Source organism: Streptomyces sp. NPDC001027 (genome assembly GCF_040299045.1).
Taxonomy (GTDB): domain Bacteria; phylum Actinomycetota; class Actinomycetes; order Streptomycetales; family Streptomycetaceae; genus Streptomyces.
The window spans coordinates 1-12,109 of the sequence record NZ_JBEPBI010000230.1; the positions used below are offsets into that span (position 1 = coordinate 1).

Consider the following 12,109-nt stretch of genomic DNA (forward strand, 5'->3'; position numbering starts at 1 on the left):
CTCCCCGCCCCACACGGCGCCGTCGTCGCCGTGGCCGGTGCCGTCGAAGGCGACGCCGATCACCGTGCGGGCGCCGTCCAGTCCGTGCTCGGCCATGGCGGCGGCGATGTGCGCGTGATGGTGCTGGACGCGTACGACCGGCCGGTCCGACGCGTTCCGGTCGGCCCACCGGGCGGACCGGTAGCCCGGATGCCGGTCGCAGGCCAGGGTCTCGGGCCGCACGCCCGTGATGTCCCGCAACTGCGCCACCGCGCGGCCGAAGGCCTGCTGGGTGGCGAGGTCGTCCATGTCGCCGATGTGCGCCGACAGCCAGGCGCGACGGCCCGCTCCCAGGCAGAACGCGTTCTTGAGGTCTCCGCCGACCGCGAGCGCGGGCCGCACCGGAAGAGGGAGGGGCACCGGCAGCGGCGCGTATCCGCGGGAGCGGCGGAGCACCAACGGCTCGCCGTCGCAGAGACGGACCACGGAGTCGTCGCACGGGACGTGGATCGGCCGGTCGTGCGCGAGCCAGGCGTCGGCCAGGTGCGCGAGCCTCTCCAGCGCCTCGGCGTCGTCGGTGACGATCGGCTCGCCGGACACGTTGCCGCTGGTCATGACGAGCAGCCGGGGACCGTCCCCGTCACCGGGCAGGCCGAGCAGCAGATGGTGCAGGGGTGTGTACGGCAGCATCACACCGAGGTCCGGACTGCCGGGCGCGACGGCCTCGGCGGGACGCGGGTCCCCGTCGGCGTACGACGGCCGCGGGAGCCGCCTCATCAGGACGACCGGCCTGGCCGGGCTCTCGACCAGGCTCCGCTCCCCGGCTCCTAGCCGGACGAGGTGACGGACGTCGTCCGCCGCCCTGACCATCACGGCGAACGGCTTGTCGCCGCGCGCCTTCCGGCGCCGCAGGAGGGCCACCGACGCCGCGTTCGTGGCGTCGCAGGCCAGGTGATAGCCGCCCAGGCCCTTCACGGCGAGGATCGCGCCCGCCGTCAGCAGGGCGCGCGCCTGCGCGACCGGGTCCGCCGCCTCCCCGGCAGCCGGCCCCGGCGCCCGGCCGAGGACCAGCCGCAGACGCGGTCCGCACGCAGGGCAGGCGACCGGCTGCGCGTGGAACCGGCGGTCGGCGGGGTCCGCGTACTCCCGGGCGCAGTCGGGGCACATGGGGAAGCCCGACATGGTGGTGTGGGACCGGTCGTAGGGCACGCCGGTGACGATCGTGAAGCGCGGCCCGCAGTGGGTGCAGTTGACGAAGGGGTGGCGGTAGCGCCGGTCGGCCGGGTCGGCCAGCTCTGCGAGGCAGTCGGCGCAGGTGGCGGCGTCCGGGGAGACCAGGGTGCGGGCCGGCCCGTCGGCGCGGGAGGCGAGGATGGTGAAGGCGGTGTCGCCCGCGGGCGGGACGTCCCGGTGCCGCACGGACTCGACGCGGGCCAGCGGGGGCGCCTGGGCGGCGATCAGGTCGCAGAAGCGGGCCACGGCCGGGGCGGCGCCCTCGACCTCCACGACGACGCCTTCGGGTGTGTTGGTCACGTGTCCGGCCAGCGAGAGCTCGGTGGCGAGGCCGTACAGGTAGGGCCGGAAGCCCACGCCCTGCACGACTCCCCGGACGGTCACCCGGCGTCGTAGCGGGCCGTCCCCGAGGAGGGCGGCCGTGGCCTGCGGACCGCTCACGGGTGGGTGCGGGCCATGGCGCCGTCGGCCTCCGGGGCCGGGTGGCGCCCGTCGTGCGCGTGGGCGTGACCGTGGTGCGTGTGCGCGTGGGCGTGCCCTTCGTGGGCATGGCCGTCGGGGGCATGGCCCTCGTGCGTGTGGCCCTCGTGCGTGTGGCCCTCGTGCTGCGGCGGCCGGGCCATCACGGGCGTGTGGACCCGCTCGCCGTCGGCGGCCGCCATGGCCCGGTCGAGCAGCGCGCCGATCCCCTGCCCCCGGCGTGCGGAGGTCAGGATCACCTCGACCCCGGGGTTGACCTGTTCCACGTTCGCGCGGAACGCGAGCTCGTCGAACTCGACGGCCTGCGCGATGTCGGTCTTGGTGAGCACGACGAGATGGGCGAGGCCGAAGGCGGTGGGGTACTTGAGCGGCTTGTCCTCGCCCTCCGTCACGGACGCGAGCGTGACCCTCAGCGTCTCCCCGAGGTCGTAGGAGGCCGGGCAGACCAGGTTGCCGACGTTCTCCACGAAGAGCAGCCGGACGTCCTCGGGCAGCCAGCCGTCGAGGTGCCCGGCGAGCATGCCCGCCTCCAGGTGGCACAGACCGTCGGTGAGCACCTGCTTCACGGGGACGCCCGAACGCGCCAGGCGGACCGCGTCGTTCTCGGTGGCGAGATCGGCGCTCAGCGCGGCGACGGGCACGGACCGCTCCCGTGCCCGCAGCAGCTCCTGCTCCAGCAGCGCGGTCTTCCCGCTGCCCGGACTGGACATCAGGTTGACGACGGCCGTCCTGCGGGCGGCGAGGCGGGCGCGCAGTGCGTCGGCGCTCGCGTCGTTCTTCGCGAGTACGGCCTGCCGCAGGTCGACGACACGGCACATGGTTCAGCGCTCCTCGGAGATCGGTTCGCGGGTGGACGCGTGCGGGGGGCCGTCCTCCCACAGCACGTCGACGATCTGCAGCTCCCGGCCGGCGAGCAGCTCGGTGTGCGTCGCGCCGCACGCGGGGCAGGTCAGCCGGGGCGGCATGCCGACGGCCCATTCGTGCGCACAGGGCGTGCAGCGGGCCCGCCCCGGCACCGCTTCGGTGATCAGTTCGGCGCCTTCCAGGACGGTGCCGGCGCAGGCCAGCTCGAAGGAGAAGGCGAGAGCGTCCGGTACGACGCCGGCCAGTTCGCCCACCTGGAGCCGTACGGACCGCACGGCCGTGACGCCCGCGGAGCGGCCTGCGGCCTCGGCCACCTGGTCGACGACGGCCAGCGCGACGGACATCTCGTGCATGACTCCCCGTCCTTTCGCAGGCTGCCTCCGCCGGGCTTCATTAGAGGCGCGCCAGGACGGGTCGCACGGCCCGGCACGCCGTCGCGTGCCTCGCGGGTACGCCGTTCGACGCAACCGCGGGGCGCACCGGGGCGCCCTGGGCGCCGGCGGTCACATCCGTCGGATCCTCAGGTAGCGCTTGATGTCGGGGAACACCTCGGCGAAGACGGCGGCCACGGCGGCCAGGGCCGCTCCACCGATGACGATCTTCTTCATCCCGTCTCTCCTCATGTCGAAACCTGCGCGGGCGGGGTCTGCGCCGCGGACGGCTCGCTGTTCCACAGCAGTTCCTCGATCAGCCGGACGGCGCGCGGCACGGCGTCGGACACGGGTGCGCCGAGACCGACGCCCTCCTCCACCGAGGCCGGTTCGCAGCCGACCACCAGGACGCGGCGCGGCGGCTGCGTGCCGGTTCCGGCGCAGAGGGCGGCCAGCAGCGCCAGGACGGCGTCGGGGGTCATCCGGTGGCCGTCCATCGCGGCGGCCGGGGCGGGCGTCCCGTCGCCGAAGTCGTGCTCGATGACGTACAGGGTGCCCGGGGCTTCGCCGCGGGCCGTGGCGTCCACGAGGACGAGGGTGTCGTAGCCGTCGAGCAGCTGGTAGGCGAGGTGCATCCCCCGTACGCCGATGTCCACGACCTCGGTATGGTCGGGCAGGTCGCGTGCGGCGAGCCGGCGGACGGTCTCCACGCCGAATCCGTCGTCGCCGAGGAAGACGTTGCCGATGCCGGCGACGAGGGTTCTGGGGGCCGGCGGTGCGGAGGGCTTCATCGGTCCTCCTCCAGGGGCGCGATCTCGTCGGGCTGGAAGTACAGGAACCGCCCCTGCTCGCGGCGGATGTCGGCGCCCGGGTCGCCGTCGACCGTGACCGCCAGGTGCACCCCGCCGTCGACGTCGTGCAGGACCGCCTCCACCGTCGCCGTGCGGTCCCGCAGGAAGATGTCCTGGGCGTCGGTGCGGCGCAGGCCCGGCCGCAGCGCGACGCGGCTGCCCTTGCCCACCGGTCGGCCGTCGACGAGCACGCGGTCCCGCGCGGGATCGAAGCCGGCCTCGCTCGCGGGGTCCCACCAGGGAGTGTCCGGCCGCGGCACGCCGTGCTCGTCGGGGAAGCCCTGCTGCGCAGCGGCGGGGCCCGCGACGGCTGCGTCCGGGGCGGCGGGGCCCTGGCCGGTGACCTCGCGCAGACTGCGCACCGCGCCGTGCAGACGCTCCAGGACCTCGGCCGGCATCGAGTCCGCCAGCTCGATCACCGCGGCCGCCCGCTCGTCGGTGCCCCGGGCCTCCCGCTTCTCCTCGTCGGTGAGGGCCGCGGTGCGCAACGCGAGGATCTCGTCGATCTCGGTGGCGTCGTAGAGCGCGCCGGGGCTCTCCGGTGCGATGGCCGGATGGTCCTCGAGGATGATCGGCGAGGACAGCACGAGGTCGGCGTGGCCGGGTTCGCCGGCCAGCACGGGCCAGGTGTGCAGGTTGCGGCAGGCGGCGACCGCGCCCTTGGCCCACTCGGGGGGATCGGTCATCGACAGGAACGATCCGGCGCTCAGCGCCATGAGGAGGTGGGTGGCCACCAGGGACTGCGGCAGCGCCGCGTCCCGGCCGGCGCCGCGGCTCTCGCCGGGCGTCCAGTCGCTGGTGTTCTCGACGACGGCCGTCAGACGCACGGCCCGGTAGGGGCCGTCGAGTTCGCCGGCGGACAGCCGGATCGTCCCGCTGATCTCCTCGCACCGCCGGACCAGTCGGCCCACGGTGCGGCCGGCCGCGTCCAGGACCGGTTCGGCGTCCTCGCGGGCGGGGCGGCGGAAACGGTGCGTGACGCCGTCCCCGAGGAGTTCGTCGACCGACGCGACGACCTCGACCCGCTCCTCGCTCCCCTCGTCCCAGGGCACCAGCACCCGGTCGTCGAGGCGGAGTTCGGGCACCGTCTCGAAGCCGCCGTCCGGGCGGGCGCGCTGCACCGTGCGCCGGCGGGCGTGCAGGAAGCGCACCTCGACCGAGAGGGTCGCGCCCGCCTTCGGCTCCATCAGGCATTCGGTGTGCTGGAAGTCGTGCTCCTCGCACTCCGCGCCCCAGCCGGGCGGCACCAGCACCCCGAACTGCCAGCGCAGCCGGTTCTTGGCGGCGGAGGCGCGGTACGGGTAGAGCACGTAGCCCTCGAAGAGGACGGCGTCGGCCACCTGCCGGGCGTGGGCGAACCGTTCCTCCGTCTCGGGTGCGAAGGCGGTGGTCACGGTCACGGGTCCGTCCTTACGGTGCTGCCGGTGAGCGCGCGGAACGGGTCGCTCGCGGACGGGCCTACGGCATCGTCGGCGGCGGCGAGGAGGGCTTTGAGCGTCGCCTCCCAGGAGGTCAGGGCGGCCTGGGAGCGGTAGGCGAGCAGGGCGTCCATGGTGGCGCGCGGCAGCCGGATCCAGCCGCAGCCGGGGAAGTGCTGCTCGACCATCTCCCGCCAGGCGGCGACCGGCATCCGGAACGCCGCCTCCCGGTCCCAGGGGACGGGCTCGACCCGGAAGCCGCCGTCGCCGGTGAAGGCCGTGCCGGAGAACAGCATCAGCAGCGGGACCTCGCCGTCGGCGAGGGCGCTGAGGTAGCGGGTCGCGGCGACGTCCATGTCGTAGGTGCAGGGCACCACGAGGTCGGTCTCGATCTCTCCGGTGAAACTCGGGACCATCAGCGCGACCTGGGCGAACTGCACCGGCTGGAGCGTGCTGCCCCAGCGGGAGCGCTCGCCGAAGAGGTCCGACAGGCCGTCGGCCTCGGCTGCTGCGTAGGTCCGGCGGGCCGGTTCGATGCGGATCTGGCAGCGCAGCGCGAGGGCGTGCACACGTGCGCCGGCCGCGGCGGTGACCCGCAGCCGGAAGACCAGGGTCGGTCCGGCGGCGAAGCGGTCGGCGCGCACGCCGGTGCAGGCGAAGGAGAACTCCGTCACGGCCGCACCGCCTTCTCCGGCGGGCGCTCCGCCTCGTCCACGGGACGGGCGCGGCGCGCGACGTCCGCGAAGAACGCCTCCAGCGCGGCGCGGGCCTCCGCGCCGCCGTCGAAGCCCTGCCACAGCAGCCGCATGCGGCCGACGAGCTCGTAGCAGACGTCGATGGGGACGAGGTGGCAGGCGCAGCCGCCGTCGGTGCGGCGCAGCAGCAGCGCCTCCACGTCGGGTTCGAGCAGTGCGGCGAGGCGGCTGCCGCCGAGGACGTCGGTCCAGGTGGCGGGGTCGAGTTCGCTCTCGGTGGCCCCGGCCGGGCTCGGGTAGAGGGCGACCAGCCGGTCCAGTGCCGCGTTGCGGAAGAGGAAGGCGACGCCGACCGGGATCTGCAGGGCGTCCCACGCGCTGTCGTCGAGGTGGTGTGCGGGGTCGGCGAGGTAGCGGTCCGGGACCGTGCGGAAGCGGCCCGCGGCGGCCCCCGGCTGCTCCATCAGCAGCCCGCAGGGGGCGCAGGCGCAGACGAGGGCGCGTTTCTCGGTGTCGACCAGGTGGCGGTGGTCGGCCGGGACCGGCACGGCGCACAGCTCGCACCGTTCGGGCTGCGGGGCCCGTTCGGCGACGAACCTCCGCAGGCCGGGCGGGCGCGTCGCCGGGGACGCCGTCATCGGGCTCCCGTCGGGGCGGCGCCGATCTGCAGGAGCGTGGGCCCCGCGGGCGCGCTCTGCACGTCGACGGCCGTGACCTCCGGTGCGAAGCAGGCGAGGGCGGCCGCCGCGGCCTGCCGGGCGTCCCCTCCGGAGCCGCAGCCGCAGCCGCCGGCCTCCCGGGCTCGCAGCGACAGGGCGCCGCTGCGCTCGTCGAAGTCCACGACCTCCAGGGCGTGTTCGCGGACGCTGTCGAGGGCCCGGGCGATGCGGGTGTCGCGGTCCTCGGGGTGCAGGTCGTGCAGGACGAGCAGGCTCGCGACCAGTTCGTCGCCGAGCAGCCGTGCCGCCGGACCGTCGGGGGCGCCCGGGTCGCCCGGGGCTGCGGACAGCAGGTGGAGGATGCGGGCCAGTCCGGCGCCGTAGAAGTCCATGAGGGACCGCACCAGTTCCTCCGCGGCCGCGGCGGCGGCCGGGTCGCCGCTCGCGGTCAGCCGCTCCAGGACCTCCTCGACGCGGCGTCCGGTCTGCTCCGCGTTCACCGGCGTCGCCGCCGTCGTCGCCGCGCTCATCCGCCCAGTCCGCTCAGGCCGGTGGGCACGTGCATCGACTTCACGGTCTTGCCGCCGCCGACGTACATGTGGACGCCGCAGGGCAGACAGGGGTCGAAGCTGCGCACGGCGCGCATGATGTCGATGCCCTTGAAGTTCTCCGGGGTGTTCTCCTCGAAGATGGGCGTGTTCTGCACGGCGTCCTCGTAGGGGCCCGGGGTGCCGAAGGTGTCCCTGGTGCTGGCGTTCCACGGGGTGGGCGGGTACGGGTGGTAGTTGGCGATCTTGCCGTCGCGGATCACCATGTGGTGGGAGAGGACGCCCCGGACGGCCTCGGTGAATCCGACGCCGATGCCCTCGTCGGGGACCTCGAACTTCTCCCAGGTCTGGGTGCGTCCGGCGCGGACCTCCGCCAGGCCCTTCTCCGCGCAGTGCAGCGCGACGGCGGCGGCGTACGCCTGGAAGTAGGTGCGGGCGCGGTTGCGTTCCAGGGCGTTGGACCACTGCGGGATCTTCCACTCGAAGGTGGTCTCCGGCTTGGTCATGGTGCGCGGCAGGTTGATGACCACGCTGTGGCCGGTCGCCTTGACGTACCCGATGTCGACGAGCCCGGACAGCGCGGTCGACCACAGGCGGGCGATGGGTCCGCCGCCGGTGTCCAGGGCGAGGTGGTCCTTGCCGTCGAACCAGCGCGGGGACATCACCCAGCTGTACTTGTCGTCGAAGTTCCGCTTCTGCGGGGCGGGGATGGTGTGCTGGTTCCACGGGTGGCGCGGGTCCACCGGGTTGCCGAGCGGGTCGTGGGTGACGAACTGCTCCTGCCCCTGCCAGTCCTCGTAGTAGGAGCTGCCCAGCAGGATGCGGATGCCGAGGTTGATGTCGGTGAGGTCGTTGGTGACGAGCTTGCCGTCCACGATGACGCCGGGGGTGACGAACATCTTCCGTCCCCAGTCCGACATGTTGGCGTAGGTGAAGTCGCAGTGCTCGGGGTCGTTGAGCGCGCCCCAGCAGCCGAGCAGGACGCGGCGCCGGCCGACCTCCTCGTAGCCCGGCAGCGCCTCGTAGAAGAAGTCGAACAGGTCGTCGTGCAGCGGCACCACGCGCTTCATGAACTCCACGTAGCGCATCAGGCGGCTGAGGTAGTCCGTGAAGAGCTGTACGGAGGCGATGGTGCCGACGCCGCCCGGGTAGAGCGTGGAGGGGTGCACATGGCGGCCCTCCATCAGGCAGAACATCTCGCGCGTGTAGCGGCTGACCTGGAGGGCCTCGCGGTAGAACTCGCCCTCCAGGGGGTTGAGCGAGCGCATGATGTCGGCGATCGTGCGGTAGCCGTGCTCGGCGGCGTGCGGGGCCTCGGTGCGCTCGGCGAGTTCGAGGACGCCGGGGTTGGTCTCCTTGACCATCTTCTCGCAGTAGTCGACCCCTACCAGGTTCTCCTGGAAGATGTTGTGGTCGAACATGTACTCCGCGGACTCGCCGAGGTTGATGATCCACTCGGCGAGGTGCGGGGGTTTGACGCCGTACGCCATGTTCTGCGCGTACACCGAGCAGGTGGCGTGGTTGTCCCCGCAGATCCCGCAGATGCGGCTGGTGATGAAGTGCGCGTCGCGGGGGTCCTTGCCGCGCATGAAGACGCTGTAGCCACGGAAGACCGACGAGGTGCTGTAGCACTCCGCGACCCGCTTCTGCTTGAAGTCGATCTTCGTGTGGATGCCCAGGCTGCCCACGATCCGGGTGATCGGGTCCCAGGCCATCTCCACCAGGCCGGCGCCGTCGCCGGCCGCCTTCGTCTTCGGTGCCATCTGTGTGCCGTGCCCTTCTCGTTGCGCGGGAGGTACGGGGGGTGGGGGGTGCACGAAGCGGGGAGCGGACTACGTGCGGCGGTCGCTCACCACGGGGGCCGGTATCCGGTGGCGATCCGGTCTCCGGTGCGGCGCCACCTGGGCTCCTTGTCCACGGTCTTGGCGGTGATGGACCGCAGCCTGCGGACGACCGCGCCGTACGCGCCGCTGGCGCCGCTCGACACCCTGGCGCCGGGCGGCTCGTCCATGAACGGCATGAACTTGTCGGGGAATCCCGGCATCGTGCAGGCGATGCAGATGCCGCCCACGTTGGGGCAGCCGCCGATCCCGTTCATCCAGCCGCGCTTGGGCACGTTGCACTTGACGACCGGGCCCCAGCAGCCGAGCTTGACCAGGCAGGTCGGGGAGTCGTACGACAGCGCGAACTGGCCCTGCTCGTAGTAGCCGGCGCGGTCGCAGCCCTCGTGCACGGTGGCCCCGAACAGCCAGGTGGGGCGCAGCTTGTCGTCCAGCGGGATCATCGGGGCGGAGCCGGCCGCCTGGTAGAGCAGGTAGGTGAGCGTCTCGGAGAAGTTGTCGGGCTGGATCGGACAGCCCGGGACGCACACGATGGGGATGCCGGCGTGGGACTTCCAGTCCCAGCCGAGGTAGTCCGGCACGCCCATGGCGCCGGTGGGGTTGCCCGCCATGGCGTGGATGCCGCCGTAGGTGGCGCAGGTGCCGATGGCGACGACCGCCAGCGCCTTCGGGGCGAGCCGGTCGATCCACTCGCTGGTGGTGATCGGCTGGCCGGTCTCCGGGTTGTCGCCGAAGCCGCACCAGTAGCCCTCGGGCTTGATCGCCTCGTTGGGGATGGAGCCCTCGACGACCAGGACGAACGGGTCGATCTCTCCCCGCTCCCCCTTGAAGAACCACTCGATGAACGTGTCCGAGCCGCCGATCGGGCCGCATTCGAAGTCGATGAGCGGCCAGTGGACGGCGATCTTGGGGAGACCCGGCAGCACGCCGAGCACGATCTCCTCGATGCTGGGCTGCATGGCGGCCGTCAGCGCGACCGAGTCGCCGTCGCAGCTCAACCCCGCGTTGATCCAGAGGATGTGGATCGTGGGTGTCTCGTCGGCGGGCGCGCCGTCCGCGTCCGCGGCGCCGACCGTGCCCGGCGTCACCTCAGTCATGGGACCGCCTCCTGGGGAGGTAAGGGATGAAGGCCTGTATGCCGGCCATCGCTTTTCTTCACGTTTCTGATTGTTTTATCCGTGTTTCTTCTTTTCCTGCATGTTCTTCGTGTTTCTTCGTATCAGCCGTTCGGCCGTGACGAGATGTCTTCGTGGGCCGTTCCGGTGACGGCGGCCGCAGTGGGGACGGAAGCGGTCCGCGCAACCGCGGCGGACACGAGGTGCGCCGGGGTGCCGGCCGGCCGCTCCTTGCGGACGAAGGCGCGGCGCAGGGCGTGGTAGGGGGCGTCCGGGTCGTCGAAGGTGCGGCGCATCCGGGCCAGCTCCCGTTCGCGGAAGCCGGCCAGCGGGGTGGCCGCCTGCAGCCGGTCCAAGTCCGTCTTCTTCGCGGTGATCCTGGCCGCCGTCGCCGGAGCCGACGCCAGGCGGGCCGCCAGGCTGCCGACCTCCCGCCCGAACGCGTCCGGACCGCAGTCGACGACGCGGTCGACCAGTCCGAGGCGCAGTGCGCCCGCCGAGCTCACCGGCAGGGCCTCACGCATGAGCCGGTCGGCCGTCGCGGCCCCCACCCGGCGCGGAAGGGTGTACGTCCAGTACTCCGACCCGTACAGGCCCATCAGCCGGTAGTGGGGGTTCAGCACGGCGCCCGCGCGGCACCACAGCTCGTCGGCGGCCAAGGCCAGCATCACCCCGCCCGCGGCGGCGTTGCCCGCGACCGCCGCGACCACCAGCCGGTCCGTCGTCGTCAGGACCGCCTCGACCAGATCGTCGATGGCATTGATGTTCGCCCAGGACTCGGCCGCGGGGTCGTCCGCGGCCTCGATGACGTTGAGGTGGATCCCGTTGGAGAAGAAGTCCCGTTCGCCGCCCAGGACCAGCACGGCCGTGGGCCGCGTGCACGCCTCCCGGTAGGCGTCCAGCAGCCGTCGGCACTGCCGCGTGCTCATGGCGCCGCCGGGGAAGGAGAACGACAGGAAGCCGACGTTCCCGTCCTCCCGGTAGCGGATGTCGCTCCAGGCGTCGGCCTGCGCGTCGGGCAGCGGGGGCGGTGAGAGCTCGGGCAGCGGCGGCAGCCGGTGGCCGAGGGCCTGCACGGCCGGCAGCCGGAACGTGGCGGGCTCCCCTGGCGCCCTGCGGGGCCGCAGTTCGGGGATCCACACGGCGCCGTCCCCGGTGGCCCGGCAGACCGCTCCGGCCCGGGTGGCCAGCAGCTCGCCGGGGCGGCCGCGGAGCGCGTTCTCGGGGTGACCGCCGTGCAGGTACCACTCGCCGCCGAGCAGCGTGTCCAGCACCCCTGGCTGGGAGTCCGCCGCTCTGAGCCTGCGCAGGACGTCCTCGGTGGAGTCCGTGGCCCAGTCGATCCGCCGGACGCTCTGGTCGAGGTAAGGCCGGGCGCCCGGGCGGCCGTCCGACGCGCCGGACGCGGGCTGCCGACGCGGTGCGTACGTGCCCCCGGCGAAGCGCTCCACCGCGAGCAGGAGGGCCTTCAGCGCGGCGTCGGCGATCTCGCCCCGGTACAGCTCGCTCTTGGACACCGGCGGGACCCGGCACGGCTCCGACGCCCACACGTCACCGGCGTCCATCTCCCCGTCGGCCTGCAGGACGGTGACGCCCCATCGGTCGACGCCCTCGTGGATCGCCCAGTCCAGGGAGGACGGTCCGCGGTCGCCCACGGGCCCCGGATGCACGACGAGGCAGGTGTACGCCGTCCACACCTCCTGCGGAATCGCCGTCTTCAGCATGGGCGCGACGACGAGGCGGGGTGCGTGCCGGCGCACGACTTGCGGCAACGGGGTGTCGGGCAGGGCCAGTTCCACCGCCACGGTGTGGCCGCGGTCGCGCAGTTCGGCGTGGGCACGCTGGGTGAGGCTGTTGAACGCGCTGGCGAGGAGCAGGATGTGCACAGCTGCCTCCGGGCGGGAGAACGGCAGGCAGGGATGTCCGCCGACCGCGATCCTCGGCCAGGGCGGGTCCGCCGTGCCCGTCGACAGACGGTGGGGTCACCCGAAAGTCGACGCCGATCCGCCGTCCGGCCTCGCCGACCGGGGCCGGCGGGCGCACAGCGGCCCGAGC

The 12,109-nt window shown here is 73.2% G+C and carries 12 protein-coding genes; all 12 read right to left on the reverse strand.

The window, feature by feature from the left end; translation table 11 throughout:
• Positions 1–1,653: carbamoyltransferase HypF (hypF, locus tag ABT300_RS35390; protein WP_351684754.1), on the reverse strand; the 1,653-nt coding region annotated here is incomplete at its 3' end.
• The gene (hypB, locus tag ABT300_RS35395; protein ID WP_351684757.1) at positions 1,650–2,510 is read right to left on the reverse strand and encodes a hydrogenase nickel incorporation protein HypB; all 861 of its coding nucleotides are present in this window, start codon (positions 2,508–2,510) and stop codon (positions 1,650–1,652) included. The genes hypF and hypB, both read right to left, overlap by 4 nt.
• Positions 2,511–2,513: 3 nt before the next feature.
• Entirely contained in the window at positions 2,514–2,909 is a 396-nt protein-coding gene (locus ABT300_RS35400; RefSeq protein WP_351684760.1) for a hydrogenase maturation nickel metallochaperone HypA/HybF, read from the reverse strand.
• Between the two features lie 150 nt (positions 2,910–3,059).
• The gene (locus tag ABT300_RS44620; RefSeq protein WP_452995030.1) at positions 3,060–3,164 is read right to left on the reverse strand and encodes a DUF6893 family small protein; all 105 of its coding nucleotides are present in this window, start codon (positions 3,162–3,164) and stop codon (positions 3,060–3,062) included.
• A gap of 11 nt (positions 3,165–3,175) precedes the next feature.
• Positions 3,176–3,718, reverse strand: a complete 543-nt coding sequence (locus tag ABT300_RS35405) for a hydrogenase maturation protease (protein WP_351684763.1) — start codon at positions 3,716–3,718, stop codon at positions 3,176–3,178.
• The gene (locus tag ABT300_RS35410) at positions 3,715–5,178 is read right to left on the reverse strand and encodes a hypothetical protein (RefSeq protein WP_502978059.1); all 1,464 of its coding nucleotides are present in this window, start codon (positions 5,176–5,178) and stop codon (positions 3,715–3,717) included. The genes ABT300_RS35405 and ABT300_RS35410 overlap by 4 nt, the downstream gene beginning before the upstream one ends.
• A complete protein-coding gene (locus ABT300_RS35415) occupies positions 5,175–5,870 on the reverse strand; it encodes a DUF6084 family protein (protein ID WP_351684766.1) in 696 nt (231 codons plus the stop codon). Before ABT300_RS35415 ends, ABT300_RS35410 begins: the two co-directional genes overlap by 4 nt.
• On the reverse strand, positions 5,867–6,529 hold the full coding sequence (locus tag ABT300_RS35420) for a DUF5947 family protein (protein WP_351684769.1): 663 nt from the start codon (positions 6,527–6,529) through the stop codon (positions 5,867–5,869). Before ABT300_RS35420 ends, ABT300_RS35415 begins: the two co-directional genes overlap by 4 nt.
• Positions 6,526–7,080 carry a NifU-related iron-sulfur-binding protein gene (locus ABT300_RS35425; RefSeq protein WP_351684772.1) on the reverse strand — a complete coding sequence of 185 codons (555 nt, stop codon included), beginning with the start codon at positions 7,078–7,080 and terminating at the stop codon, positions 6,526–6,528. The genes ABT300_RS35420 and ABT300_RS35425 overlap by 4 nt, the downstream gene beginning before the upstream one ends.
• Positions 7,077–8,861 (reverse strand): nickel-dependent hydrogenase large subunit, encoded by a 1,785-nt coding sequence (locus ABT300_RS35430; protein ID WP_351684774.1) that lies wholly within the window; start codon positions 8,859–8,861, stop codon positions 7,077–7,079. The genes ABT300_RS35425 and ABT300_RS35430 overlap by 4 nt, the downstream gene beginning before the upstream one ends.
• A gap of 86 nt (positions 8,862–8,947) precedes the next feature.
• Complete coding sequence (locus tag ABT300_RS35435) at positions 8,948–10,036, reverse strand: NADH-quinone oxidoreductase subunit B family protein (RefSeq protein WP_351684776.1); 1,089 nt, start codon at positions 10,034–10,036, stop codon at positions 8,948–8,950.
• Positions 10,037–10,158: 122 nt separating this feature from the next.
• Entirely contained in the window at positions 10,159–11,940 is a 1,782-nt protein-coding gene (locus ABT300_RS35440) for an enoyl-CoA hydratase-related protein (RefSeq protein WP_351684779.1), read from the reverse strand.
• Positions 11,941–12,109 lie beyond the last annotated feature (169 nt).